22 protein-coding genes and 2 pseudogenes are annotated in these 26,341 nt (G+C 49.1%); 15 read left to right on the forward strand and 9 right to left on the reverse strand.

The features are described from left to right. The 8 genes from IX84_RS27685 to IX84_RS27720 form a co-directional block, all read right to left on the reverse strand. On the reverse strand, positions 1-276 hold a 276-nt coding region (locus IX84_RS27685; RefSeq protein WP_044229052.1), incomplete at its 3' end, for a DUF1016 N-terminal domain-containing protein. Continuing rightward, entirely contained in the window at positions 273-3,014 is a 2,742-nt protein-coding gene (locus IX84_RS27690; protein ID WP_044229054.1) for a class I SAM-dependent DNA methyltransferase, read from the reverse strand. The genes IX84_RS27690 and IX84_RS27685, both read right to left, overlap by 4 nt. 76 nt (positions 3,015-3,090) lie before the next feature. After that, entirely contained in the window at positions 3,091-5,136 is a 2,046-nt protein-coding gene (locus IX84_RS27695) for a hypothetical protein (RefSeq protein ID WP_044229057.1), read from the reverse strand. 133 nt (positions 5,137-5,269) lie between these two features. Further along, positions 5,270-5,575 carry an outer membrane protein assembly factor BamE gene (locus IX84_RS27700; protein WP_044229061.1) on the reverse strand — a complete coding sequence of 102 codons (306 nt, stop codon included), beginning with the start codon at positions 5,573-5,575 and terminating at the stop codon, positions 5,270-5,272. 101 nt (positions 5,576-5,676) lie between these two features. After that, a complete protein-coding gene (locus IX84_RS27705; RefSeq protein ID WP_044229063.1) occupies positions 5,677-6,348 on the reverse strand; it encodes a hypothetical protein in 672 nt (223 codons plus the stop codon). An 88-nt stretch (positions 6,349-6,436) separates the two neighbouring features. Continuing rightward, positions 6,437-6,865, reverse strand: a complete 429-nt coding sequence (locus tag IX84_RS27710; RefSeq protein ID WP_044229066.1) for a hypothetical protein — start codon at positions 6,863-6,865, stop codon at positions 6,437-6,439. A gap of 3 nt (positions 6,866-6,868) precedes the next feature. Beyond that, positions 6,869-10,417: a tetratricopeptide repeat protein gene (locus tag IX84_RS31645; protein WP_052516461.1), complete on the reverse strand. Its 3,549-nt coding sequence runs from the start codon at positions 10,415-10,417 to the stop codon at positions 6,869-6,871. Between the two features lie 104 nt (positions 10,418-10,521). Further along, on the reverse strand, positions 10,522-10,728 hold the full coding sequence (locus IX84_RS27720) for a hypothetical protein (RefSeq protein WP_044229068.1): 207 nt from the start codon (positions 10,726-10,728) through the stop codon (positions 10,522-10,524). 141 nt (positions 10,729-10,869) lie between these two features. Here IX84_RS27720 and IX84_RS27725 point away from each other — a divergent pair, with 141 nt between their 5' ends. The 13 genes and pseudogenes from IX84_RS27725 (at position 10,870) to IX84_RS32680 (ending at position 23,358) form a co-directional block, all read left to right on the forward strand. Further along, entirely contained in the window at positions 10,870-12,144 is a 1,275-nt protein-coding gene (locus tag IX84_RS27725) for an AAA family ATPase (protein WP_044229070.1), read from the forward strand. Beyond that, on the forward strand, positions 12,141-12,809 hold the full coding sequence (locus tag IX84_RS27730; protein ID WP_044229073.1) for an HNH endonuclease signature motif containing protein: 669 nt from the start codon (positions 12,141-12,143) through the stop codon (positions 12,807-12,809). The genes IX84_RS27725 and IX84_RS27730 overlap by 4 nt, the downstream gene beginning before the upstream one ends. 529 nt (positions 12,810-13,338) lie before the next feature. Then, positions 13,339-13,656, forward strand: coding sequence for a hypothetical protein (locus tag IX84_RS27740; RefSeq protein ID WP_044229078.1), 318 nt, complete (start codon positions 13,339-13,341; stop codon positions 13,654-13,656). Between the two features lie 124 nt (positions 13,657-13,780). Next, on the forward strand, positions 13,781-14,095 hold the full coding sequence (locus IX84_RS27745; protein ID WP_044229081.1) for an ArsR/SmtB family transcription factor: 315 nt from the start codon (positions 13,781-13,783) through the stop codon (positions 14,093-14,095). Positions 14,096-14,192: 97 nt separating this feature from the next. Further along, positions 14,193-14,510: a rhodanese-like domain-containing protein gene (locus tag IX84_RS27750; protein WP_044229337.1), complete on the forward strand. Its 318-nt coding sequence runs from the start codon at positions 14,193-14,195 to the stop codon at positions 14,508-14,510. Between the two features lie 103 nt (positions 14,511-14,613). Continuing rightward, positions 14,614-15,213, forward strand: a complete 600-nt coding sequence (locus IX84_RS27755; RefSeq protein ID WP_044229083.1) for a class I SAM-dependent methyltransferase — start codon at positions 14,614-14,616, stop codon at positions 15,211-15,213. Between the two features lie 2 nt (positions 15,214-15,215). Beyond that, positions 15,216-15,395, forward strand: coding sequence for a hypothetical protein (locus IX84_RS27760; protein WP_044229086.1), 180 nt, complete (start codon positions 15,216-15,218; stop codon positions 15,393-15,395). Between the two features lie 3 nt (positions 15,396-15,398). Beyond that, positions 15,399-16,052 carry a Crp/Fnr family transcriptional regulator gene (locus IX84_RS27765; RefSeq protein ID WP_044229088.1) on the forward strand — a complete coding sequence of 218 codons (654 nt, stop codon included), beginning with the start codon at positions 15,399-15,401 and terminating at the stop codon, positions 16,050-16,052. A 161-nt stretch (positions 16,053-16,213) separates the two neighbouring features. Next, positions 16,214-17,935 (forward strand): SulP family inorganic anion transporter, encoded by a 1,722-nt coding sequence (locus IX84_RS27770; RefSeq protein WP_044229093.1) that lies wholly within the window; start codon positions 16,214-16,216, stop codon positions 17,933-17,935. Positions 17,936-18,055: 120 nt separating this feature from the next. Next, a pseudogene (locus IX84_RS31650) lies at positions 18,056-20,893 on the forward strand (UPF0182 family protein). Between the two features lie 332 nt (positions 20,894-21,225). Next, positions 21,226-22,641: pseudogene (locus IX84_RS34245) on the forward strand (TrkH family potassium uptake protein). Between the two features lie 9 nt (positions 22,642-22,650). Then, positions 22,651-22,995: an NAD(P)-binding protein gene (locus tag IX84_RS32675; RefSeq protein WP_052516467.1), complete on the forward strand. Its 345-nt coding sequence runs from the start codon at positions 22,651-22,653 to the stop codon at positions 22,993-22,995. A gap of 51 nt (positions 22,996-23,046) precedes the next feature. Next, positions 23,047-23,358: a TrkA C-terminal domain-containing protein gene (locus IX84_RS32680; RefSeq protein WP_052516468.1), complete on the forward strand. Its 312-nt coding sequence runs from the start codon at positions 23,047-23,049 to the stop codon at positions 23,356-23,358. Here the strand turns inward: IX84_RS32680 and IX84_RS27790 are convergent. Then, complete coding sequence (locus tag IX84_RS27790) at positions 23,355-24,317, reverse strand: ion channel (RefSeq protein ID WP_044229096.1); 963 nt, start codon at positions 24,315-24,317, stop codon at positions 23,355-23,357. The two genes, IX84_RS32680 and IX84_RS27790, sit on opposite strands and share 4 nt — an antisense overlap. Positions 24,318-24,405: 88 nt before the next feature. Between IX84_RS27790 and IX84_RS27795 the strand changes: the two genes are divergently transcribed. Both IX84_RS27795 and IX84_RS27800 read left to right on the forward strand, forming a co-directional pair. Next, complete coding sequence (locus tag IX84_RS27795; protein ID WP_044229099.1) at positions 24,406-24,807, forward strand: hypothetical protein; 402 nt, start codon at positions 24,406-24,408, stop codon at positions 24,805-24,807. A gap of 148 nt (positions 24,808-24,955) precedes the next feature. After that, positions 24,956-26,335, forward strand: a complete 1,380-nt coding sequence (locus tag IX84_RS27800; protein ID WP_044229102.1) for a cytochrome ubiquinol oxidase subunit I — start codon at positions 24,956-24,958, stop codon at positions 26,333-26,335. Positions 26,336-26,341: the final 6 nt, after the last annotated feature.

The raw sequence follows: 26,341 nt of genomic DNA on the forward strand, positions 1-26,341 counted from the left end.
TGTCAAATAGAACCGTCTCATGTTCTCCAGGTTATCCGTCGAGAAGCCTCTGCCAAAATCTTGAGACAAGCGCCTGGACAGCCCTTTTAGAATTCCTTTGCCATATTCTGCTCGTTCTTTTCCACCTTGCTCATTTTCCACGATGATCCGCCCGATTTCGTAATAGGTGACGACCATCGTCTGATTGACCTGACTGACTACTTTTCTTCTCGCAAGGGAAAGCAATTCCCCTATTTGAGCGTAGAGCTTTTCTTCTAAATTACGGTGTGGGGTCATGGCCTATCTTTTTTTGCAGTCATTTCGGTGTACAGTTCAAAAAGCTTTTCCAGGCGCTCCGTATCGTTTTTGAAGCGCCGCCCGATGTAGATGCGCTCCAGCACCTCGTCGTTGCGCTCGTGGGCGTGGCGGAGGTCTTCGGGCATCTTTTCCGGGTCGTACAGATCGGCGATCGTGGCCGGGAAGTGGCGCTCGCGGGCCAGCAGGATGTCTTCGGCGCAGCGGGTGAGGTCTTCTTTGTTTTTGGTGGTCAGCTTGGGGACGGGGAAGGTGTTCCAGCCGAGTTTATTACCATAAGAATAATCAGTCCTTAACCGAGAGCAAACTGTACCAATCCAAACAATATGCAACTTAGACGCTATCAAAGAAAGGTTCCATAAAGGTTCGTCATACATCACATAGCACTTATCGCCAATTACCGGATTAGAGTCAATATAATCAACGGGTAAATAATGCCTATTTTCTGAAGAAACCCTTGGGATTACGATTGCTTTATTCCCAACAGATGCCGATAACTGAACGAACCTATGCGGCGTGGCAGCGTGTTTCCTCGTTGAAGCCGCTTTACTAGCACTTCTAAAGTCCCTAACCTTGGAAATAATTTCTTTTACTTTATCGTTTTCTAAGGCATCATTAAGAAACTCATCCTCAATCCAAAGACAGGCTCTTGGTTTCGCTTTGATTAATTCATCTGAACCATAAAAGGGCCTTATAAACTTAGCTGAAACTTTATCTTTAAAAATTAAGGCTTCGGCGTTATCTCTACTCATAATTAGGTTTCCACCATCTTTTGCCATATTGCCTAAGTACATCGTTCCTACTAGTGATAAAGGCTTATTTCTCTTACTCACAATCACAGAAGAGCAGGGAACCAAGTAAGGGCCAATTACATCCACCTCTCTGGAAACATCATCTGTAAATAAGAGACGTTTCTTCGTTTTGTTTTTTGATATTCCAATTATAACTACCGTCACACCAGCTTTATGACTGGCTAAATTTGCCCATTTGAATGAAGTGTGGGCAAAATATATCTCGAATCCTTTATTAAAAACTAATGACCATAATAATGCCACCTGCTCACCTTGACATATCGAGTTAGTAGTTACAAGCGCAGCATTAGAGTTTGTCACAGTACAAAATTCAGCAGCTTTGATCATCCAGTTTGCTACATAATCTAGTGAGGCGAATGACCCTTTATACTTGGAAAATACTTGTGCTGTGTCTTTCTTTTCTAACGCACTCTGGCGATTTCGACCTTTATACGGCGGATTCCCACAAATAAACGTCTCCCCCCCTTCATGCTCAAAATCAATATTCGCCTGCTGCAGTGGCGTACTAAACAAGTCATCCCCATACAACTTCACCCCCGTACCCGTAGGCGGGCAGACCGTCAGCCAGTTGATACGCAGGGCATTGCCGCAGGTAATCCAGTTTTCCGCATCCAGCGGCAGGAACTCCGCCAGGGCCAGCTGCTGCCCCAGGTAGAGCACATCGCATTGGTACTCCGCTATGATAAGCGCCAGGCGGGCAATCTCAGCCGAAAAGCCTTTGATTTCTATGCCCCGAAAGTTGGTCAGGGGGATTTCGGTGGGGCGGTCCGGCTCGCCCCGCCGCCGGTTGATTTCGTGCTCGATCTCCCGCAGCTGCTTGTAGGCAATGACCAGAAAGTTGCCCGAGCCACAGGCCGGGTCAAAAACGCGGATACGAGCGATGCGCCTGCGCAGGTTGAGCAGTTTACGGGGGTTGTCGCCCGCTTCCTCTAGTTGCTCCCGCAGCTCATCCAGGAAGAGCGGGTTGAGCACCTTCAGGATATTCGGCACGGAGGTATAGTGCATCCCCAGGGAGCCCCGCTCGTCCTCATCCGCCACCGCCTGTATCATAGAGCCGAAGATATCCGGGTTGATCTGCTGCCAGTCCAGCCGCCCCACATGCAGCAGGTAAGAGCGGGCAATCTTGGTAAAGCGGGGGCAGTCCGTTGCCCCGGAAAACAGCTCCCCGTTGACGTAGGGGAATTTGCGCGCCCAGGTACGGATGCCCTGTGCTTCCCGCTCCTCCGCTTTGACATCCATCGCCCGGAACAGCTCCCCGATGATCTCGTGCATATTGGAAGCATCCGGCGCGCTCATCTGTTCCACCGTGCCCGTGAAGAGGTTGTCGCCAGCAAAAATACTCGTGTCTTCCGCAAAAAAGCAGAAGATCAGGCGGGCCATAAAGTGGTTCATGTCCTGCTTGCGCTCCGGAGTCACCCAGTCGGGATTGGCGCGCAGCAGCTCCATGTACAGCTTGTTGAGCCGCCCCGTGGCTTTGATGTCGAAGGAGCTTTCCCGTATCTCCTTCACGGTACTGATGCCCGCCAGCTCAAAGAAGAAGGTAAAGTGCTGATGGAAATCGGGGTAGGCGCAAGCCAGGGTCTCTCCGCTGTTCAGGTTTTCGGCCTGCAGCTCTTCGCCATCGGTAGCGAGTACGAATTTAGCTTTGTTTTTGGCGGTTTCCGGGGCTTCCTGCAGTTGCCGCAGCGTATCCGCCACTGCTCCCGCCTCGCAGGTCGCGATGTGTATGTTGTTGCGCTGCAGCACCCCGCCCTCAATTTTTGACTTATTGGAGTTGCCCTTACGCAATCGCTTGACCGTCGTTTCCTTATTCCCATAGGCTTCCAGGAAGGCAAAGGGGAATTCTGCCGGGTCAAAGGGTTGTTCGGCTAACTCGGAGACGGCTTCTTCTATTTCTACTGCGTTCATAACACCTATGCGGTTTGCGACAATTGTGTGGAGGGAGGTGATGTTTCCAGGATTAAGATAATAAATCCGTTTACAATCAACTATCGGACTCGGGCATAAACAGCTCTTCTAACACCTCTTTAGTAAAATACTTCTGCAATGTGTTTTCCCAAATTGACCGATTAAGTAAAATAACCATCCTATCTTTTTTCAACATTCTTTCTACAGCTGGGATTGATAGCTCATCATAGGTTTTCTTTACTTTAACTAAAAACCTGCTATGTTTCTTTTCGTAAATTGTCCCGTAATAAAATGCTCCCTCACCGGAATAAGGAAAATACTCTTCCTTATCAGTGTTATGCAAAGTGTTTTTTATCTCTTTTCCGAGGTCAAGTGGTACTGATTTTGCTCCGCCTTCCATAATTCCTGTAAAAGGGTTCCAAAAACCAATATGAAGTTTGTCACTTGGGAATTCTTTGTTTTGATTGATATCGTCGTTGGGATCAAAATACACCCATTTACCCGATAGCCAGGAATCCCAGTCAATATTTTTATTCCAACATAGACCGAAACTTGGTTGATAGGTAGTGTCAGTGTCACCCAAGGACGTACTATAGTATGCATCCCCGTATATAAGGTTATCCCAATACTTTATCAGTTCTTCTTTTGAAAAGGGATAATGCAACGACACAAGTTCCTTAAAGAAAGGCTTATTTGAGTTGATAAGGCTATCGATGCCTATATTTGATTCATCATCAAGGTCAGACCACTCAGCTTCTCTTTTTTCTTCGAAGTAATCATTAATTTTTAATTCGTATTCAACAAGGTTTTCAAGTATTTTTTCATGGCGATTTATATTTAAAGATTTCTGTCGATATTCTTTAGCTACCTCGGTTAGTTCTGTTTTGACTTTTTTAAAATCAGAATTCTGCAGGTTAAGCTCTTCTTTCAATTTCACTTTATCATGAATACCATTTTGCCCGTTAATAGCCTTCTTTAGTGAAGCTCGGCTCTTTTGATATTCCTGAAGTCTTATACTTAACAACCTTTTCCGCCGATCTAAAATATCTTTTTCTGTATTAAGCCTTTCAAGAACTTGCCTTACGTTCGTTTGTTCCTCGACTATTATAGGTTTCACTTCTATATTGCACGCTTCTATTTCTTCTACATACCCTTCAGTTTCAATTAGATGCTTAAACTGTTGGATATAAGGAATCAACTCAAGTGCTCCGGAAATCTTCTCCCCCCTAAATTCATTTAAGTTATGTTGATCTTCTTTCAAATCAACATATCCCCTTTCTTGATTAAGAAAAACATACCCCTTTAGCTTAATCTCTTTATTTGTTAATATTTTTCTTAGCCCCCGAATCATTTCTTCACCTTGTTTGATGATATAGTTCTGAACGAACAACGCTTCATGTTCTACCGAGAGGTTATATGCCTTAGCAATATATTCCATCGCATCCTGCCAGCTTTCATTGTTCAGTCTATGCTTGGATGAATATTGCACGATTTCATAAATCTTTGAAATCCTGTAGTTGACCCAATCAGAGAACGGAATAATATCCAGACCCTTGTATTTAATCTTAGTGTAAAAATAGCTCGCTGAACCATAGCCGAAATTTGTTTTCAGCTGTATTGAAAAATCATCGTTAAGTGGATATTTTGGAGCAGACCAGCCAACTCGTCTATGCGAATAGGCCAATATTTTTTTATCTCGAGCACACTTTTTATAAGCTTTTTTTAGATAGTAAGCCTGAAGTCTATGTTTGCACTGATTTAACAATCGCTCCTTTTCATCTTGTTTTGCCTTTTCCTTTTTTACTAAACCATCAATTTTGCTAAAATCACTGGGGTAATTTGATTCGATTTCTTCTACTGTTGAATAAAATCCTTGGTATGGTTTATTTAAACTGACACAGTAATCATAACGTTCGAAAAGGATCTTAAGCTTCTTATGTTTTTTTATAACCTGAACTATACCTTTAGCAGTAGTTTTAGGCTTCTCAAATAAGCTTAGTAAGCCCTTAAACTGTTTCTCTAAACCCTTCTCAATTTCAATATAATCAACTTTTATCTGATCTGTGTTTTCAATAAACACTAGAACACAGATTACTTCTTCATTTATTTGAGATGGGTTCATTGCTTATACTTTTATTTCCACTTGTAAGCCTGAAGAGTCGATTTCGGATTTTTTAGAGAAAACCTTTAGGTTCTTTCGTGTTTTTACGCTATGCGACATCAAATAGTTACGCATTTTGATGAGCATTGGACACCTAGCAAGATGCTACAGTGGTGCCTAATAAAACTTGGGGTGGTTCTTCGACTTTTCTAACAGTTCCCTTCATAAAAGAATGGGGCAATGCATTCATCTGATTTAGTGCCCGTCCTAAGCAATACCATTCTTCTACTTCTCCAGAAAAGTCGCTCTTGGCTGGTGAACCCATAATTAGTTCGACTTCGGATTTACTCATGCCCGGAGAGAGCTGATAGGAGACATTCAAGTCTTGCTGGAGACCAAGCATACTTGAACAAGAAGTCAGCGCAAAGGCAATCAGTACGGTAGCAAATAGGTTTTTCATTATAGTTCCAAGGTTCAATTCAGTTTACTTTCATTTCAAAAAAGCATGTACCCTTAGTTTAAAGAATAATCCCAGGCGATCCTCAATTAGTAATGCTGAATTCAAGTTTTTTCGACCAACTTCTCCAGACCCTCCACAATATCCACTTTAACCACTGATTGGCGATTGTACTCTTCCTCCAGAGCCTGGGTAATATACTGGAAAAGATATGCTGAGCCCGGTATCCGGGTAGATTCAACAGGGGCTCGATCGAGTCTTTCTTTATCTTCATATTTTTCGATGACAAGGTGGGGCTGTTGCTCCCCATACAGCTCGGCTGGTTCGAAATACAGTTTGAGGCAGCCTTTGTACCCCATAAAAATAAAGGCATTATTGGACAGTCTAACCACGCTGAAAGCTTTCTCAACGATTTGGTCTATTCTTTCCCTGAACTCTTCTAGGGAGATGTCTTTTTTGAGCTTTTGAGCTTTGCCGTGCTTTGCAAATTTGTCGTTTAGGATTTCTTTGAGCTCATTAGCTTTAGAGTCAGGGAAGAGATTACGGTATTCTCTTTCTCCCAGGCCCTTTATTTTTTCTTCTATGATTCTCAAATATGCTCCTCTTGACCAGTCAGTATTGTAAATCAAGCTATGAGTAATTTGATACCAGGTAGAACCTTGTCGTATAGAGAAATCTAAATACTCATCGCTATTTCGTTCAATTTCGTCAAAGTTATCTGAAAGACTGATGACCCAATTATAGAGGTCCGCTTTATCCATTTTCTGGCTTTCCATAAGACTATAATTTTTCGCTGTTATCAGCTTATTTTCAATGTCTTGACACCTGAATATATCAGTCCAAACCGTGCCATTATTTGGGAACTTACCCCGCCACATACAACGCCACCAACACAGCCAGCGCCACTATAAAGAAGAAAGCACCCAACCCCAACATCCAGTACTTATACCGCACCACCCGCTTATGCATCTTCCGTATTGAAGCCGAGGAGGAATCATTATACCGGTACGGTGCAGGAAACAACACCAAAAACGTAAACACCAGCGAAGCAATCCACAAAATCACCGCCAAATTCAGCAGCCCACTCCCCGCCATCTCTTTGAAGCCATCCGGATTCAGCTTTAGGAAGATGGTAAGCGAGATGGAGATCATACCCGAGAGGAACTTCGCGGCATCTTCGATGCGCTCCGGCGTCTTCTGCTGCACCTCCCGCTGATGTTTGATCCAGGACTGGTCGGCTTCGCTCGCCTTTTTGGCGGCGATGATTTTGGGTGGCTCTTTTTCTTGGGACATGGTCTATTGATTTTGCTGTTGGAGGATTTCCTGGACGCGGGCTTCGCCTAGCTTTTCGATTAAAGCATTTAAGTAGTCAGCAGAGGTCTTAGCATTAGGCGACCCAATTTTATCAAAGATAGCATAAGCTTGGACGATAAATGGCACGGCAGCTTCCCAGTTTTCCTGCTCGTACTGCATCGCTCCAATATTGTGAAAGCATTCTGCCATGCCATTAGTATCGCCGATCTGCTGCCTAATTTTCAAACTTTGCTCCAGGTACTCCAAGGCTTTGCCGTAATCCCCTCGCGCTTTGAATATCTGGCTGATATTATTCAGGGTGGCCCCTTCTCCGAAACGGTCGCCGATCTGCTGCTGTATTTGCAAACTTTGCTCCAGGTACTCCAAGGCTTTGCCGTAATCCCCTCGCGCTTTGAATATCTGGCTGATATTATTCAGGGTGGCCCCTTCTCCGGAACGGTCGCCGATCTGCTGCCTAATTTTCAAACTTTGCTCCAGGTACTCCAAGGCTTTGCCGTAATCCCCGCGCGCTTTGAATATCTGGCTGATATTATTCAGGGTGGCCCCTTCGCCTTTCCGGTCACCGATCTGCTGCTTAATTTTCAAACTTTGCTCCAGGTACTCCAAGGCTTTGCCGTAATCCCTTCGCGCTTTGAATATCTGGCTGATATTATTCAGGGTGGCCCCTTCGCCTTTCCGGTCACCGATCTGCAGACATATATCTAAATCCCGTTTGAAATATTCAATAGCTTTGTCGTATTCTCCAAGAGCATAATAAAGACTCCCTATATTTCCCAAAGTAGTACTTTCTCCGGACTGGTCGCCGATCTGCTGCCTAATTTGCAAACTTTGCTCCAGGTACTCCAAGGCTTTGCCGTAATCCCCTCGCGCTTGGAATATCTGGCTGATATTATTCAGGATGGCCCCTTCTCCGGAACGGTCGCCGATCTGCTGCTTAATTTTCAAACTTTGCTCCAGGTACTCCAAGGCTTTGCCGTAATCCCCTCGCGCATAGGCAGTGGTAGCCATATTATTCAGGGTGGTCCCTTCTCCGGAACGGTCGCCTTTTTTTCGGTCTGCTTTAAGAGACTTCTCATAGTATTGTAAAGCGGCATCGTACTGCCCATATAAATCCAAGATTAGCCCCAAGTTATTGTAAATTCGGTCATGTGTATCATCCCCCAGTAGCTCCTCGGTGCGCAAGCCATAGAAGTAGCTGAGCTGGAATTGGGAAGTTCCATAGTAAAAATGGCAAAGCACATCCCCAATCTCATTCACCCGCTCTTTTCTTTTGGCGGCGTAGTAATGCTGCCACGCTTCTTTCAGGTCACTGTAATTGCGGTGATTGACCGTTTTGTCAATGTGGTAGTAGTAATCCCCCGCCTTCTCCTCCGAAAAAGCCGGCAGCGGCAGCTCTACCTGCTCCAGCATGCCCCGTACCAAGGGGGTGAGGTAATAGTACAGTAGCGATTGCTCCGTATCCAAGGGTTCCTCCTGCCGCTCCAGGAGTGTAAGCTGTACCAGCCGCTCCAGGGCTTTTTCCTCATCGCTAATCTCAGCCTCTTGCATGGCGATAGCCAGCGGCAGTACCGGGCGGCGGAAGGGGTACATCAGCCCCAGGCAGTGGCGCTCCTCTTCCGTAAGCAAACCGAGCAGTTGGTTGAAGACCAGGTTTTCGCTCATTTCGTGCAGTACATCCCCTTTGTACTGCTCCAGGTAATCGTGCAGGGTAGCCAGGGTGTTTTCCGCCTGCCCCTGATGCTGCCGGTATAGCTTATCAAAGAACTCCAGGGCGCGGTAGTTGCCGCCAAAGCTTTGGTGCAGCTGTTTGGCGAGTTCCTGGAAAGTGCCAGGAGCTGCTTTTTTGAGCGCCGTTGTTGCTTTTTCCCGCAGCAGTTTGTCCAGGCCCAGTTGCTGGCATTTTTTCAGGAAGTCAGCAAAGCGTACCTGGTTGAGGTCGATTTCTTCCACCTCCGGAAAGTCCGCCAGCGGGTAACGACCGGTAAGCAGCAGGGGGCATAAGCGGTTTTGGTAGAGAAAGCCGATGACCTCCTTGGTGTCGCTATATTCCGTGGCAAAGCTACCGCCCGGCTCGCTTTGGAAGGTCTCCAGGTTGTCGAAGACGAAGCAGGGGGTGCATACTTTTTTGACTCTTTTCAATAGGTACAGGAATTGCTTCATTACCTCATCCGAGGCTTCCTCTACTTCACTATCAATAAGGAATTCATCGTGCTCTGTGCGGAGATAGTCCTTCATTGCCTTAATCACATCCTCTAGTCGGGCAGTATTCTCGTTAAAGACAAAGGGGTAAATACTCCCATCCTGCAAGGCCAGCCGCTGCACCAAATGCTCCGCCATCGCCGTCTTGCCTACCCCGCCCTGCCCGCGCAGCAGCACCGGCTGCTTGTCTATCAGCAGCGGCAGGGCTTGCTTGCGCTCCTTGCGCCGCCCGAGGAATTGGTAGCCCTCGTGCCGCTCCAGCAGCAGCGCGTGCTGCCCGGTGATGAACTTATAGTTTTGGAAGGCCAGCGGAGTATATGCCGCTTTCCAATCTACCAGATCGCTCACTGCGCTATTGGTATACAGCTGCGGGATCATCCACTGCGCGGGCGGCTGCTTTGGGTATAGCCGGGCTTCTTCCTGCTGCGTGTATCGTATGGCACTCTGGAAGGCGCGTTGCAGCGGCTCTTTTTCCGCCAGCTGCTGGTACAAATGGCTGGCAAAGACCGTGGCAAAGTAGTCGCTGATGCTCAGCCCCATCGCCACTACAGCGGGTACACCAATCTCCAGCAGGCGATTACTCACCCCCTTGAAGGTCTCCTCCTTTTGCCCTTGCGCCGTCTGGCAGGAAGACAGCAGCACCAGCGCCGGGCAGTGCTCCGGCTTGGCATTCAGCGCAGCGGCAAAGTCGGCAGCAGAAGTCGGCTGTTTTTCCATGCGCAGCCCGTCTTCCAGTTCCAGCCAGCCCTGCCCATCGCGGAAGGTGCCGTGCCCGCTGAAGTGCAGGATGTGGTAGTGGTTTTCTTTTAGTTTCCGTTTTAGGCTTTGCAGGGAGCCGTCCTCTGTGAAGTCGAGCTGCACCTGCCCGTGCTCGTATAGTGGCCCGAAGGCTTGGATGATGCGGTCTTCTTCCTCCTCGTAGGAAAGGCGGGCGTGGGTATCCTCTGGCGCTGAGATCATCACCAGCACTTTGAGGGGGAGCGGGTTTTGTAGCGCTTGCTCGTTTTGCCGGGAGGCGGGCAGTCCTTTGGTTAGATATAAATATGGTATATCCTCCACCGCCAGCCGCCAGGGGAGGTTGAGCAGGGTATTGTCTTCGTGGGTGAGCTGCACGAGCTGGTGCTGGGTGCGGGCGGCTTCTAGTATATTGGGCACCTTGGGCTGGGCGTCCAGGGCTTCTCGCATGGCCTGCCGGAGGCCTTCGACTAGCTGTGGAGTTAGGGGGCGGCCGTTTTCCAGTTTTAGGAGGAGGTGGTCGTAGTGGTTGGTTAGGGCCTCTTGTTGCTGGGAGGTCAGGTGTAGGGCTAAAGTGTGGGTGTTGAACTGCTGCATTTCTAGATCGTCTTTAAGTATAAGGGAGTGGAGACCTCCCCCTGCACCCCCTCGCCGAGGGGGATAATTCTAGTCGTGATTGATAGCCTTAAGGTTTGGCATATTTACTCCAATTTTTTAATCCCCCGCAGGGTCGTCTCATTATTCTGCACCGTACCGGGCAGCTCAATGGTCAGCATATCCTGGCAGAAGGGGCAGTGAAGCTCTTGTGTCTTAGGCCCTTCGAGCTTGGTCTCATCGTATTCCAGTACGATAGGGAACTGCTTAGCCTTGTCGCAGGGGCATTGGATGGTGTGTTTTTCGCGGCGCATAGGGTTTGGTCATTTAGTGCAATGGTAATAATGCGGAAAATGCGTGAAAAATTGTAGCCCACACTCAAATTTGTATGGGATTTGAGCTAATAAATTGGGTCTGATATTTTCTTTACCTTTGGAATATACAAATAGCCAAGCATGAGACTGAAGAAGGTAGTCGTACAAAATTTCCGCGGCATTGAGTATATCGAACTTGATCTTGACGACCAGCTGAATATCCTTATTGGCGAAAACGGAAGTGGTAAAACCGTTATACTTGAAGCACTTACGGTCGCAGTAGGTGCTTTTATGATTGGCCTTCGAGATGTATCAACCCGTGGTATTCGTGATGATGATGTCCGCTATACTGTTCAGCAGGAATATGCCTACCCTGTTGTTATTGAAGCCAATGGTATAATTGACGGTCAAAGGGTTAGTTGGAGCAGAGAGCGGCACAGTAAAACAGGGAGTACAAACTATAAAAATGCTCAACCCATTAGCCAAATCGCCCAAACCATGGACGATCGCGTGAGATCGGGGGAATATGTAGACTTACCGCTGATCAGCTATTTCTCTACCGGCCGTCTTTTTGTCGAGGCTCAAAGCCAACAGAAAAAGCAGCCAACTGCCCGAAATGGCAAAAAGGAGTTGGGTTCCAGGTTTAGGGGTTACCGGGAAAGCCTGGATGCGAAATCTAGTTTCCGTCGTTTTGTAGATTGGTTTGAGCTGAAAGAATTGAGCCAGTTGCAAAAAAAAGAAACTGACCCTTCGCTATTCATGGTTAAACAAGCCATCCGCAAAAACTTACCAAATTGTAAGGATGTATTCTACGATTTTGACCCGGATACAAATCGGGGGCTGACTGTAGCTTTGACAGATGGCCGTACCTTGCCTTTTGAATACCTGAGTGACGGCGTTCGTAACTTTTTCGCCATGATGGCAGATATTGCCCATCGCTGTGTATTGCTCAATCCGCATTTGCAGGAAAAAGCCTTAGCGCAAACGGAAGGGATCGTTCTGATCGACGAACTCGATCTGCATCTACATCCTTCCTGGCAAAAGAGCGTCATCAGGAGTCTCACCGAAACTTTTCCTAAGATTCAATTTGTAGTAACCACCCACTCTCCTTTTCTCATACAAGAAACTGAGGCTAACCAGTTAATTGTATTGGAAGACTGCAAAGTCAAGCAAACAGGATCAGGCAACAACCTGAGCCTGGAAGACATCGCCGAGGAACTACAGGGCTTTGTCAACCCACGCTGGAGCAACAAGCGGGAGGCTTTGTACGAAATTGGCAAAAAATACTACACTGCTGTCGCTGAAGGCAGCACTGCTGACAATATCGAAGAGGAAATGACGCAGGCTGAGAAAGATTTCACTGAAGACACCCTGTTCTACGCCTACCTTGAGGCGCTTAAAGCTATGAAGCAATGAGAGCTGTAGATAAGGGCGTGGCTCCTCGGGCCTACTTGAATTATACAGATGCTAAACCCGATTTATTTGACCGCATTGGTCCCTACTGCGCATATTGCGAAATGCCTGTAAGAGATTTGGGCTATGTAGACCACGTACACCCGCTGGCGAATGGAGGCCAACGTCTCGCATGGGAAAACCTTCTGCCCAGCTGCTTTTTCTGTAACCGCGTAAAATGGAACAGAAATACAGACCGCTCACAGCACCTATGGCCGGACATTGATAATACAGACTTGGCTTTTGAATATGGAAAAGCATACATAGTTCGACCAATTAGAACGCTGACTAGAGCACAGAACCAAGCCGCAAACAATTTGATACAGCTGACGGGCATAAGCAGAACTGCGGCTAACTCAACCCGAAAAGATAGGCGTTGGAAAAACCGGCAAGAAGCCTGGAGAAAAGCGGAAGCTATGTACGCCGCTTGGCAAACCCAGCAAAATCGTCCGGGCTTGCTTATCGCTATACCTGAAATTGCCGAATCTACTGGATTCTTTTCTATATGGATGAGTGTTTTTAAAGATGAGACTAACCTACGGGATGCTATACGCAGGAAGTTTCCAAATACGTTTGAGCAAAGTGACTCAAACGGAAAGAGGGTAAAACGGCTCCACGCACTTATTTGAACAACAAGCTTCCGTCCACTTCTACCCCCAAAACTGGCACCTTTGTCACAAATAATTCACAAAAAACCAACCCCCTACCCTATCATCCTGATTATCAATATTTTAAAAATACAAGTCAAATCCTGTTCTGGGCACCGAAGCCTGATTGTCACTGACAGTCAGGCTTTTTTCTTTAGAACTCTCATTATTGGATTTTACCCGAAAAAGAATTACTTTTACAGCATAAACTATAAAAAAGCCGAAAGAAGAGTTTTTTCTATAAACTCCAGATATACACACTCCACGTTTCTGACACTCTTGCACAACACCCAAACCGGGCACTATAAGAAACGGGCTATTCAAAGCCCGTTCTGATTGTGTCCTGCGAAAAAACAGAATAAGAGTAAATCACTTGATGAATTTCATGTTACTCTCCTGCCTTTTTTGCCCACGAAGTAACTAAAGAACTAAGGTACCGTCTTAACCTTAACTCAACAAATAAGATTTCAAGCTTACCGCTTGTAATCGTGCAGACTTACTCAGACAACAGATGAAGAAAGTTCCGGAGACTAAAATCGGTAATTTACAGGTAGTTGAAAAACAGTCGGTTGTAGCTTACCTGCACTGCTTTTGTGCAGAGGGGACCCCGCTCAACGTGGATGTGCTGAACGAGCAGGGGAAAACCTACCGCACCCACAAAGCCCACTTGGAACCTGGCCCCCACAAAGCCACTGTACGCCTTGGTAATTTACCACCTGGACGGTACAATGCATGGATAACCCTTGGACAAGTTTCAGGCATCCGAAGTTTTACCATATCGAAGAGCGACTCCTTCAAAGACCGGTTTAAAAAATGGCTCAAACGATAAAATTCCTACCTTTTTTATAGATTTTCTCTTCCCCGCTTCAACTAAGCTCTTTGACCTGCGTTCCTTAGTCATTATTTAAGGACAGTCCCCTACTGCCCGACTTTTAACCTCACACTACGGAACCATGCCAGACAAAAAAACAATCGGCAAAAAAGAAGCGGAAAAACTGGAACGCATCGCTTTCATCTTGAAAACGGTAGCTCACCCGCTCAGACTAGGCATTGTGCACCTCCTCGAGCAGCACCCGCAGCTTTCTGTTTCCGAAATCTGTACGATGCTCGGTTCAGAACAATCCCTGACTTCCCACCATCTGCAAAATATGCGCCTCAAAGGCATCCTTCATGCCGAACGGGATGGTCGCAGCATGCTATACACCCTTAAAGAGCGTGATGTCTCTTCTATCATCTCCTGCCTGGAGAACTGCAATTGCAACATGTAAAATGCGCTACTAAGCATTGGCCAACCGGCATAATGCCTTTTCTTTTTGTTTTTTACATGAACAAAACAAACTATATTCGACTTTCAAACTTATTATTATGGCACCTTACCGTTCGCTGCCTGCGGATTTGTTCATGGTGGAACTGGCACTTACGTCAGATGCTGTCCTGATCGACCTGCGCACACCTCGGGAGATTCGGAGGGACAAATTGATGGACCAGGCCATGAACATAGATTATCTCAGCGACACCTTCGATGAGGAAATCGAAACTCTTGACCGGCTGCGGCCCTATTTTCTGTACGACGACGGTGGCAAAAGAGCACCTTTAGCTGCCGCTCTTATGGCCCGGCGGGGTTTTAAGCAAATTGCTTACCTGCAAGGCGGCCGAAAGGAAGTTCAGGAATTTGAGCAGTAGCCGTAATTGTCGGGATGACTATGGCAAAGGCACTTTTTTGTACGGGAGAATGGATCGCTGCCAATCTGGTTGTGCTTAAAAATTTTGAAAGTTAAAACCACAGATGAAAGAATTCTGGGAAGAACGCTACTCAGCGGAAGAATATGCCTACGGCAAAGCACCAAACACTTTTCTCCGGGCCGAATTAGAACATTTTGAGCCGGGACATGCCCTCTTTCCGGCAGAAGGGGAAGGTCGTAATGCCGTTTACGCTGCCCAACTTGGCTGGTCAGTGGAAGCCTTTGATTACAGTAGTGCAGCCCGGCAAAAAGCGCTGCGCCTGGCCCAAGCCTATCAGGTAACCCTGCAGTACCAAGTTGCTTCCATAGAAAGCTTCCCCTTTGAGCGTAAGGAGTACGACCTTATTGCCTTGTTTTTTGTACACCTGCCACCAGCACTTCGACAACAACTGCACGCGGCTTGTATCACTGCGCTGCGGCCCGGCGGCAAGCTACTGTTGGAAGCCTTTCACAAGGAACAGCTCACCCTGAATTCCGGTGGCCCAAAGCAGGAAGGCATGCTGTTTAGCCTGGAGGAGCTGGAAACCGACTTTGCATCTCTTTCACTCGACCAGATTTCCCGGCAACGTGTTATTTTAGAGGAAGGCCCCTACCATCATGGGCCAGCCGAGACTGTTCGAATTCGCGCAACCAAACACCAATAGATATGGAAAGCCTGAAAGTAGCCCAATCCACCTTCGATGATATCGCCAAAGAAATCCACAGTGATCAAAGCCCGGTAGGCATCGATGCCAAGAAGACACACATCATTATCCTGGATAAACTGCTGCAGCTGGAAGAACGGCTGAAGCAAATCGAAGCAAAACTAGAAGCAAAAGACCACTAACTTATGATCACAGAAAAGGCAAGGCCAGAAATCCTGTCGCTCATTCGTCAGCACTACCCTCAGCTAGCAGAGCGCAACCTGCAGGATGCCATCGCGGATGAAGGAACGATCATGCATTTCAAAGCCGGATCGCTCATCATGGATTTTGGTGCCTACGTCAAAATTATGCCCCTGATCATCAAGGGCAGCATCAAAGTATCCCGGGAAGACGAGGAAGGTAATGAACTGTTCCTCTATTATCTGAAGCCCGGAGAAACCTGCTCCATGTCCTTTACCTGCTGCCTGATGGACAAAAAGAGCGAAATCCGCACGGTAGCCGAAGAGGATACCACCCTGATCGGCATCCCCACCCGTTTTATGGATGAGTGGATGAGCCGGTACCCTAGCTGGAAGAATTTCGTGATGACCTCCTATGACAACCGTATGCTGGAATTGGTGCGCACCATCGACAGCATCGCCTTCAAAAAGATGGACGAACGCCTGATGGATTACCTGGAGCAGAAAGCCGAAGCCAACAACAGCCGGACCCTAAATGCCACCCACCAGGAAATCGCCTACGACCTGAATGCCTCAAGAGAAGCCATCTCCCGGCTACTGAAACAGCTGGAAAAGGATGGGGTTGTACAGCTTGGGCGCAATCGTATAGAACTGTTGTAGCCCTCTTCAAAAAGTCAGTCCGGGAAGGGAAGAAAGCCTTTATTGTGATGTTCGTCACTGCCAGCTTCGGCAAAAAGGCAGACTTTTGTATCGTTGAGCAGCCAAATTGTTAACAAGCTTTTGTCAAGCCGCATTTGACAAAATCAAAATAGTTCTCCGCGATGCGAATTAAAGACTTTCTGCCCATTCTCGACTGGCTTCCAAATTACAAGACAAGCAACCTGCAGGGCGATTTATCGGCAGGGCTGACCGTCGGCGTCATGCTCATCCCTCAGGGCATGGCCTATGCGATGATTGCTGGCCTGCCGCCGATTTATGGCTTGTATGCCTCCACGATCCCTTTGATCATTTATGCGATCCTGGGTACTTCCCGTCAGCTGGCGGTAGGCCCGGTAGCGATGGTCTCCCTCCTGACTGCAGCGGGTATTGGCGCTCTGGCGGAAGGGGGCACAGAGACCTATATTATGCTAGCTGTTGCATTGGCCCTCTTTGTGGGTGTCATTCAATTCCTGCTCGGCGTTTTCCGGCTTGGGTTTCTGGTCAACTTCCTTTCCCACCCGGTCATAAGCGGCTTTACCTCAGCGGCGGCATTGATTATTGGGCTGTCTCAGCTCAAGCACCTGCTGGGGGTTAATATCCCAAGAAGCCACCACGTGCACGAAATCCTTCTCAACGCCGTACAACAATTTGGAGAAGTTAACTGGTATACCTTCGGCGTAGGTATTGGAGGTATTTTGCTAATCAAAGGCGTGAAAAAAATCAACAAAGCCATTCCCGGGCCACTGTTGGCTGTAGTGTTTGGTATAGCTGCGGTATATGGTTTGGGACTGGTGGATCAAGGCGTTAAGATAGTGGGGACTGTTCCTGAGGGATTACCCTCTTTCGTTATTCCGACATTCTCAAGTGAAGATTTTTCCGCTCTGCTGCCTATCGCACTGACAATTGCTCTGGTCAGCTTTATGGAAAGCATTGCGGTAGCCAAAGCCATTCAGGCCAAACACAAAAATTATAAGGTATCAGCTAATCAGGAGCTGATTGGGCTTGGTGCAGCCAACATCTTTGGCTCTTTGTTCCAATCCTACCCTGTAACCGGCGGATTCAGCCGTACTGCGGTCAATGATCAGGCAGGCGCTAAAACCGGGCTGGCTGCCATCATTAGCGCGGTACTCATTGCACTGACCTTGCTTTTCCTGACGCCGCTGTTCTACTACTTGCCTAAGGCTATTCTGGCATCTGTCATTATGGTTGCGGTTTTTGGGCTGATCGACTTTAAGGAAGCCAAGCACCTTTGGACTACCGACCGGGCAGACTTTTGGATGCTCATCGCCACCTTCGTTGGTACGCTTTCCCTTGGCATTGAGCAAGGTATCCTTATCGGTGTGGCCCTGTCGCTTGGTGTGGTTATTTTCCGCACCACCATGCCTCACTTCGCCGTACTGGGCCGCATACCTGGCGAAGACCACTACAAGAACATCAACCGCTTCGATAACCTGGAGCAACGGGAGGACATCCTCATCATGCGCTTCGATGCGCGCCTGTACTTCGCCAACGTCAACTTCTTCAAGGAAGCTATAGAGGCCGAAGTGGAACGCCGCAAGGGCAAGCTTAAGCTTTTAATACTTGATGCCAACAGCATCAACAGCGCAGACAGTAGCGGGCTGCATGCCCTGGAGGAGATTCGCGCGTTCCTGGCCTCCCTGAATATCGAATTCTATATGACGAGCGTGAAAGGGCCCCTTCGCGACACCCTGCAAAAAGGGCACTTCGATGAGAAGCTGGGCAAGGACAAGTTCTTCATGCACATTCAGACTGCGGTGGACAATTTTGATGAGAAAAATCCGCAGCGGTATAAAGATTATGTGCTGCAGACGAACCTGGATTAAAAAATCTAACGATCTGCTTCCGAAGAAGCGCCCTGATCATTTTTGGTCCGGGCGCTTTTTTATTAGGCGGTAACGGGTAAACATCTGTCCCCCTGCGTGCGCTTTATCAGAAAAGCCTCCATGTTTACCTTAATTTTTGTGCTACTGACCGGCCTTGGCGTTTTCTTCATTTACCGGAGTCGGCAAGTGGAAGGTAGTGGTCGTAAGACATTGGGTATCAGCCTTATTCTCAGCACGATCTTATTGTTTCGTTTCCTGGATTTCTGGGGCGAAAAAATCTGGTTTGATGAGCTGGGGTACAACGACCGCTTCTGGACGTTATTTCTGGCTGAGTCCCTGTTTGTGGTAGCTGGAGCGCTGTCGGGGCTTGGGCTGCTGGCACTTTTGTCGCACCACCTGCCCGCTTCAAAAAAGTGGTTGCGGCGCGGCGTGCTGATTGCAGGAACGCTACTGGGAGCCGCCTGGGGGTTTGCCAACTGGAGCAGCTTTCTGAAATTTTGGTATCAGGCTCCTGTGGGCATCTCTGATCCAATCCTGGGGGTAGAAGGCAGTTTTTATCTCTTCACTCTACCCTTTTTGGACGGGCTCTACAATTTCCTCTTTATGCTGGTACTGCTTGCCCTGGGCATGACCGTTGCCGGGCGGTATGAATTCTATCAGGAGGGGCGCAGCATCAAGCTTTACCGATCAGACAACGCCAGGGGCAAAGCCTCCCGCCGAATGCTGTTTGTGAATGCCGCATTGCTGCTCCTCGTCCTAGCCGGAGGAATTTACCTGGACCGTTTCCACTTGCTTTTTTCAGACCTGGGCACGGTGTCTGGCCCTGGATGGACAGACGTACATATTGTGCTGCCTGCCCTAACTACCACGCTTGTATTTACGGCACTGGCAGGGCTCAGCTTATTGATTCCGGCTATTCGGGAGGCGCTGCAGCACCTGCTTTTCCGATTGGGCATGCGCAAAGCAGGCAATCCGCTCTATGTGATTGCCAGTACAGCTGCGATGGTAGCGGCCTTTTGGTTGATCGCGCTAAATGTTTTGCCCGGCGCCTACCAAAGCTTCCGGGTGGAGCCCAACGAAATTTCATACGAGAAGCCTTACATCGGGCATAATATCGAATACACCCGCCTTGGCTTCGGGCTCAACGAGGTGGAAAGCCGGGAATTCCCTGTGCGGGACTCCTTCAGCCTGGACATGGTTCAGGACAACCCCACCATTTTCAACAACATCCGGCTTTGGGACTGGCGCGCACTGGATGCAGTACTGAAACAGTTTCAGGAAATCCGCCTGTACTACGAGTTCAACGATGTTGACATCGACCGGTACCGCTACGACGATGGCTACCGGCAGGTCATGATCTCCGTCCGTGAGATGAGGGCATCCAATCTACCGGATAAAAGCCAGACTTTCGTCAATGAAGTTTTCAAGTATACCCACGGCCACGGCATCGCCCAAACCACCGTTGCTGATTTTACTTCCGAAGGCCTGCCTAATTTCCTGGTCAAAAACATCCCACCGGAAAGCAAATACCCATCTCTTAAAGTGGAGCAGCCTCGGATTTACTACGGTGAGCTTACTGATGACTACGTTGTCGTCAACAGCAGTGAGCCCGAATTTGATTATCCGCAAGGCGATCAAAACGAATACTACAGTTATAGCGGACAAGGTGGTGTAGAATTGTCGAGTGCCTGGCGCAAGTTTCTCTATGCCTACAAAATGGGAGAATTCAAACTGTTGCTCAGCTCCTATCCGACCAGGGATAGCCGGATCTTATTCCGGCGGGATATCAAAAGGCGGGTCAGGGCACTCGCACCATTCCTGCAACTCGACCAGGACCCCTACATCGTCAATGCGGATGGTCAACTATACTGGATGATTGATGCATACACCACGTCTTCCTATTTTCCCTATTCAGCCCCTTACAATGCTACCGAGCGGATACAGTACAAGGAAGGAGAAGCACAGGAACAACTGAAAATAGGCCACCGTTCTGACTTTGACGGGCAAAACTAACTGCGCAACCCGGTCAAGGTGACTGTCAATGCGTTCACCGGTGCCGTTGATTTTTACACTTTTGACGAGGACGACGCTATTTTAAAAGTCTGGGACAAGATTCTCCCGGGCATGTTTCAGCCCAGGAGTAATATGCCGGAAGCGCTGCAGGCCCACATCCGCTATCCGGTCGACTACCTTCTGACTCAGGGGCTGGTCTATGCCAAATACCACATGAATGACCCTGAGGTTTTCTACAATCAGGAAGACCTGTGGATACGAGCGACTGAAAAGTACTACGGCAGCGTTCAGCCGGTAGAGCCTTACTATATTATGTGGCAGCCTCCGAATAGTGAGGAAGCGGGCTTTTCGCTTATCCTCCCCTTTACCCCCAAAAACCGGCAGGTATCCATCGGTTGGATCGCCGGGCTTTGCGACCCGGGGCAGTATGGCCGGTTCTTAGCCTATAATTTCCCAAAAGAAAAACGGGTACTCGGCCCGCAGCAGGTGGAAACCAAAATCGACCAAAACAGCTACCTGTCCGGTCAGCTCTCGCTTTGGGACCAAAGGGGATCAAGAGTCATCCGGGGCAATGTGCTGGCCATCCCGGTTGCAGAAACGATTGTGTACGTCGAGCCCATCTACCTTCAGGCTGAGACTGCTGCTTATCCCGAGTTGCGCCTGGTCTGCATCATGCACAATGATCAGCTCAGTTACGCTGAGACCTTTGACGAAGCACTGGCGGGGCTCTTCGATACGGCTGCGTCAACGGATCAGAGTGGTGCCCCCTCCTCTGCAGCCTATGAGGAAGGTACGAGCATTCAGTCAGGTATCTCAAGCGCCCGGGAAGCCTTCCAACGCTACCAGAACGCGACCGGAGAAGGGCGGTTTGAAGCCGCTGCTCAAGCCCTGAATGACCTTCAGCGCGCCCTGGAAGACCTCAATCAGCAATCGCAAGACCAATAATGAAGTGGTCCGCCTACTATATCATTGACCTTGGCGTTACCATCCTTGCCCTTGGCATGTTGGGAATACTGGTTTGGGAATACGGCTACGGGCAGGCCTTTGCTTATGAGCGGGGGATATATGCCCTTTTTGGTGGCTTACTGGCACTTGAAACCGGGTACAGCCTGGGCAGGCATCCGGGGCCGCTGCTTTTCAGACGCAACACACGGATCGCTTTATTGATTTCAGGGTTGCTGGTTATGGTTTTCAGTTTACTGAGTCTGGTACAGGTATTTCCTTTGCAGGCTTACTGGCTGTTCCGCCTACTGGTTTTGCTCCTTTCCCTGACCCTGATGATCGAACGGCTATTCCGGATAGAAACCCGGCGCATGCACCCAGCTCTTATCTTTGTCAGCAGCTTCGCAGTATTGATTGGGCTGAGCACGCTGCTGCTACTCCTGCCGCAGTCTGCCAAAGAGGACATCTCCCTGATAGATGCCCTGTTTACGGCCACGAGTGCCGTTTGCGTAACCGGGCTGACCGGGCTGACCACGGGGGAAGATTTCACCCTGACCGGGCAGGCATTCATTCTGGTGCTCCTACAGCTGGGCGGGCTGGGCATGCTGACGTTTACCAATGTATTCGGATTGTTCTTCCGCAGCTTCGGCTCTTTCCGCAACCGGCTGATGCTGCAGGACATGATCAACAGCCGCACGATTGAAGGCACTAAAGGTCTGTTGGTCCGCATCCTCGTATTCACCTTTGTGGCAGAGGGTATCGGGGCATTGCTTATTTACGGTGGTCTGGCAACCGGGAGTGCCCCGGACGGTAATCGGGCCTGGTTTGCCATCTTTCACGCCATATCTGCTTTTTGAAATGCCGGTTTTTCTACCCTGCCCCAATCGCTGTACGAAGAGACCTTCCGGATGCAATATGGCGCCCACTTAACGATTGCTGCCCTGATTATTTTGGGAGGCATAGGGTTCAACACCATCATTGGCTACCTGCAATACATGGGGGAAGCCCTACGGTACTATTTTTACCGGTTGATTAATCGCGCTGACCGGGCTATCCCGGCCTCTTTGCCCCTACTTTCCACCAACGATAAGCTGGTGCTGCGGACCACTACGGCACTGCTAGTAGGCGGCACGCTCGGATTTTACTTTCTCGAAGGCACCAACAGCCTCAGCGACCAAAGCTCATTTGGGCAATGGGCGACCGCTTTTTTCGGTTCCGTTACGGCGCGGACGGCCGGTTTCAATTCCTTTGACACAGGCAGCCTCGCCGGCCCTACCTTGCTTTTGCTGATTTTGCTGATGTGGGTGGGCGCCTCCCCGGGGTCTACCGGTGGCGGCATCAAAACCACCACTTTTAGGATAGCCCTGCTCAACATCTGGCAGCAAGTGCTGGGTCGGAATCGTATTGTGCTGGGGTGGCGCAGTGTGCCGGTCAGTGCACTAAACCGGGCTCTGGCCATCATCATGCTCTCCCTGCCCGGAATTGGGATACCCGTATTTTTGCTACATCACTTTGAGCCAGGTATCGCGCTGATGCCCATCGTATTTGAATGCGTCTCCGCCTACTGTACTGTAGGGCTGAGCATGGGTATCACAGAGCAACTATCAGACCCCGGCAAGTTTACGCTTATCGCAACCATGTTTATCGGGCGGGTGGGGTTTCTCACCTTCCTCACCGGACTGGCGCGTCAGTGGGCCAAGGAGCAGCACGACCCTGCCCGGTATCCGGAGGAAGATATTTTCATCAATTAATGCTCAGTTATGAAGTTTATCATTATCGGTCTTGGGAATTTTGGGGCTACACTTGGGCTGCGGCTTGTGGAAGACGGTCACGAGGTAATTGGCGTGGACAAGCGCCCCGAGCCTGTGAACCTGCTAAAGGATGGGCTCACCCATACCATTGAGCTGGATACCTCCGACGAACTCAGTATGGATAAACTACCGCTGGAAGGGGCAGACACCATCCTTGTGACCATAGGTGAGGACATTGGTACTTCTGTGACCGCTACTGCTTTTGCCAAAGAGCGGCGAAAAGACGCTACCCTTATTGCCCGGGCCATTTCCGATATTCATCATACCATACTGGAAGCCATGGGGGTGGACTAGATCATCCATCCGGAAGCCGAATTTGCTGATCAACTGGCCAACCGGTTACTGGTGGACGGTGCCTTGAAATCACTGACACTCGACAGCCAATTCAGCATTCTTGAAGTTAAGGTGCCGGAAAAAATGATAGAAAAGACCGTGGAGGAACTGGCTTTGCCAGATGAGTGGTCCGTCACCATCGTCACCCTACTGAAAGAACGCAAGCGCCGGTCCATCTGGGGCGTCAGCAAAGGTTACCGGGAAGTGATAGGCGTGGTGCGCCCGGATACCACCCTTCAGGCATCCGACCGGCTGGTCCTTTTTGGCAAAACGCAGCAGATACAAGATATGCTGGAGGCTTATGAAGATCATTCAGAAGACTAAACCTCTTCTTCCAATTCATCAATCCAGTCCAATTCCAGCACGGTATGCCCTGCTTCCTGGAAATACATGCGCCGGAATTTCTTGCCCCAGACCAAATCCCTGAATATGTAGGAACTATTGGCATGGATATCCTGAGCGAAGGTCTCATCGTAACCCTGAAGCAGCAGCAGAAATTCGGGCTGCATAGCTTCCAGTTCCTCCGGGGTCTTTTGCCATAGCGGGCTGTCCTTATCAATGATGTGCACAAGCACCCAATTGAGGGGAAAGAGAAAGACTTTATCCCGTTCCAGTTCAAGCAGGGTAAAGCGCCGGGCCTTACGCCCTTTTTCATCTTCACTTACCCATGACATACTGACCTTGGCACTGAGATTGATCAGCTTGTTGTTCCGCTGATTGACGATTTGGAACTGGAAACTCTCGTAGGGCGTATCCTTGTAAGGCCGAATGACGGCTTTCTTACTGAACAAAATACTTGACTGCGGCTGCGCAAAGCGGGCAAAGAAAAGCCCCGTAGCCAGCGCAAACCCCATCAGGCCCACTAATGCATCTATGGAAGCAATGATATTGGCTGCGATGCCGGTGGGACTGATCGCACCATACCCTACCGTGGTAAAAGTCTGGACACTAAATAAAAAAGCAACAAAAAAGTCACCCACAGGCGAGTTAGCGGGTTCTGCACCCGATAAATATTCCAGACCGATGGTCAGGTAAATCAGTGCGAAAACAGAATTCACCACGATGTAAATCGCTGTGATCAGCGCGAAAAAGCGCAACCAGGACATTTCCACCAATGCCTGATAGGGCCGCCATGCTTTACCGCCACGGCGAAGGATATTGTAGGAACCGTCTCGGTTAATCAGCCGGTCTTCGCCAGACGTAATGCCGCTGCCGAAGCCGAGGTCGTTATCAGAAGCAGTAGCGCGCCCGGTTAAGGATGAAGTTATATCTCTCAGTTTCATGCCTCTAATTTAAGAAAGTCTGGATTCTGCTTTTCTCAACTCTTTGCCCATCTTTCCGTTTAAGATCAAAAAGAGATACCCATAAGCCATGCGCCCCGATGATCTCGACCACTTACTGAAGAACCTCGAACAAGGTGCCGCTGATGAACTGTCAGAGCTGGAGTCTTTGGGCGCCTCCTTCTATCCTACCGGACAGTTGTTACGGCTACGTGGGCAATGGGAGGTAAAGAATACCCTCTTTAAAAAGTTCCAGCGTTTTTTCATCGGTGCGGTGGCTACGTCGCCGGTTTGGTTAGTTTTGTGGGGGCTTTGCCTCAAAATCGGCATGGCCCGGCTGGGGCTTATTTTTCTGGCTTTCTTTCCTTTTTCTTTTCTGCTGTTCTTCTTCGGGCTCTATTTTATGCACACCTTTTTTAAAGGGCAGGGCCACCTTGACCGGGTCGGAGAAATGATTAGCCAGGAATTGCAACAACGCCAGGGAAAAACGTAAAAAGTACCACAAACTCCCGGAAAAGCCCTGACAAAATGGGCTGTTTTACCGCTATTTTTGGAGTGAATACAAAAAGTACCACCGAATCAAACACAATGTTAGCAGCCTTCCTGAGAAAGCCCGCTGACCTCACATAAAACCGATAATAATGGACGTAGAAATTCTTTCCAGAATTCAATTCGCCTTTACGGTATCGTTCCACTACATCTACCCTCCACTGAGCATTGGTCTGGGATTGATCATGGTCGCCCTGGAGGGGCAGTACCTGCGCACCGGTAATAAGGAATACCACGTATTGGCGAAGTTTTGGACCAAAATCTTTGCCCTGACCTTTGGCATTGGTGTGGCCACGGGTATTGTTATGGAGTTTGAGTTTGGCACCAACTGGGCCACCTATTCAAAGTATGTGGGTGATGTCTTTGGCAGCGCGCTGGCCGCTGAGGGGATTTTTGCCTTTGCTTTGGAAAGTGGCTTTTTGGGCGTATTGCTTTTTGGCTGGAACCGGGTGAGCCCGCGAGTACACTTCATTGCTACGCTGGGCGTTTGGCTGGGCTCTATGTTTAGCGCGGTATGGATAGTGGTTGCCAACTCCTGGCAGCAGACACCGGCTGGCTTTCATGTGGTGGGCGAAGGCCTGGATGCCCGGGCGGAAATCACCGACTTTTGGGCAATGGTGTTCAACCCGTCGAGTGTGGAACGGCTGGTCCACGTGTGGCTGGGTGCTTTCCTGGCGGGCGCTTTTCTGGTACTGAGCGTGCATGCCTATTACCTCCTGCGCAACCGCCATGTGGAGCTATCCAAAAAAGCCTTTAAAATCGCCCTGATTGTAGCCACCATTGTCTCATTGGGGCAACTGGTCGCCGGTCATGCCTCAGCAGATGGGGTCGCCGAAAATCAGCCCGCCAAACTGGCTGCACTCGAGGGCCACTTCGAAGCTGATGCGCCGGCAGATATGTACCTGATGGGTTGGGTGGACAAAGAGTCGCAGCAGGTCACCGGCATCCCGATTCCGGGCGGTCTTTCCTTCCTGCTCCATTTCGACCTCAATGAGCCGGTCACCGGTCTGAATGCCTTCCCCATCGAAGATCAGCCACCGGCACTGAATGCTATTTTCCAGTTTTACCACTTTATGGTGGCATTTGGGATGCTTATGATTGCGCTGACGCTTTACGCCTCCTTTCAGTGGTGGCGGGGCAAACTGTTTAAGCAACGCTGGCTGCTTTGGGGCTTTGTCTTTGCAGTCCTGCTGCCAAATCTTGCCAATCAGTTTGGCTGGTTTGCAGCCGAAATGGGCAGACAGCCCTGGGTGGTCTACGGCTTGCTGCGGACCAGTGATGCGCTTTCGGCTTCCGTACAGGCCAATCAGGTCCTGTTCTCGCTGATCATGTTTTTCCTGGTTTATGCGCTGTTGTTTGCCTTGTTCATTTACATGCTGAACAAAAAGATCAAGCATGGTCCGAGCGAAGACCAACTGCTGGACCACCGTTCCCGGCATGAAGAAATGGCAAAAGCAGCAGGAAAATTATAGAAAAGC

The sequence above is a fragment of the Phaeodactylibacter xiamenensis genome (assembly GCF_000759025.1).
Lineage (GTDB): Bacteria > Bacteroidota > Bacteroidia > Chitinophagales > Saprospiraceae > Phaeodactylibacter > Phaeodactylibacter xiamenensis.

Coding starts and splice junctions, on each gene's coding strand:
- IX84_RS27700 (WP_044229061.1), bottom strand. CDS start 5,575: ATGAAAAACCTATTTGCTACCGTACTGATTGCCTTTGCGCTGACTTCT.
- IX84_RS27770 (WP_044229093.1), top strand. CDS start 16,214: ATGCGAATTAAAGACTTTCTGCCCATTCTCGACTGGCTTCCAAATTAC.
- IX84_RS27760 (WP_044229086.1), top strand. CDS start 15,216: ATGGAAAGCCTGAAAGTAGCCCAATCCACCTTCGATGATATCGCCAAA.
- IX84_RS27730 (WP_044229073.1), top strand. CDS start 12,141: ATGAGAGCTGTAGATAAGGGCGTGGCTCCTCGGGCCTACTTGAATTAT.
- IX84_RS27740 (WP_044229078.1), top strand. CDS start 13,339: ATGAAGAAAGTTCCGGAGACTAAAATCGGTAATTTACAGGTAGTTGAA.
- IX84_RS27705 (WP_044229063.1), bottom strand. CDS start 6,348: ATGGAAAGCCAGAAAATGGATAAAGCGGACCTCTATAATTGGGTCATC.
- IX84_RS27745 (WP_044229081.1), top strand. CDS start 13,781: ATGCCAGACAAAAAAACAATCGGCAAAAAAGAAGCGGAAAAACTGGAA.
- IX84_RS27765 (WP_044229088.1), top strand. CDS start 15,399: ATGATCACAGAAAAGGCAAGGCCAGAAATCCTGTCGCTCATTCGTCAG.
- IX84_RS27720 (WP_044229068.1), bottom strand. CDS start 10,728: ATGCGCCGCGAAAAACACACCATCCAATGCCCCTGCGACAAGGCTAAG.
- IX84_RS27800 (WP_044229102.1), top strand. CDS start 24,956: ATGGACGTAGAAATTCTTTCCAGAATTCAATTCGCCTTTACGGTATCG.
- IX84_RS27725 (WP_044229070.1), top strand. CDS start 10,870: ATGAGACTGAAGAAGGTAGTCGTACAAAATTTCCGCGGCATTGAGTAT.
- IX84_RS27795 (WP_044229099.1), top strand. CDS start 24,406: ATGCGCCCCGATGATCTCGACCACTTACTGAAGAACCTCGAACAAGGT.
- IX84_RS27790 (WP_044229096.1), bottom strand. CDS start 24,317: ATGAAACTGAGAGATATAACTTCATCCTTAACCGGGCGCGCTACTGCT.
- IX84_RS27690 (WP_044229054.1), bottom strand. CDS start 3,014: ATGAACGCAGTAGAAATAGAAGAAGCCGTCTCCGAGTTAGCCGAACAA.
- IX84_RS31645 (WP_052516461.1), bottom strand. CDS start 10,417: ATGCAGCAGTTCAACACCCACACTTTAGCCCTACACCTGACCTCCCAG.
- IX84_RS27755 (WP_044229083.1), top strand. CDS start 14,614: ATGAAAGAATTCTGGGAAGAACGCTACTCAGCGGAAGAATATGCCTAC.
- IX84_RS32675 (WP_052516467.1), top strand. CDS start 22,651: ATGAAGTTTATCATTATCGGTCTTGGGAATTTTGGGGCTACACTTGGG.
- IX84_RS27750 (WP_044229337.1), top strand. CDS start 14,193: ATGGCACCTTACCGTTCGCTGCCTGCGGATTTGTTCATGGTGGAACTG.
- IX84_RS27695 (WP_044229057.1), bottom strand. CDS start 5,136: ATGAACCCATCTCAAATAAATGAAGAAGTAATCTGTGTTCTAGTGTTT.
- IX84_RS27710 (WP_044229066.1), bottom strand. CDS start 6,865: ATGTCCCAAGAAAAAGAGCCACCCAAAATCATCGCCGCCAAAAAGGCG.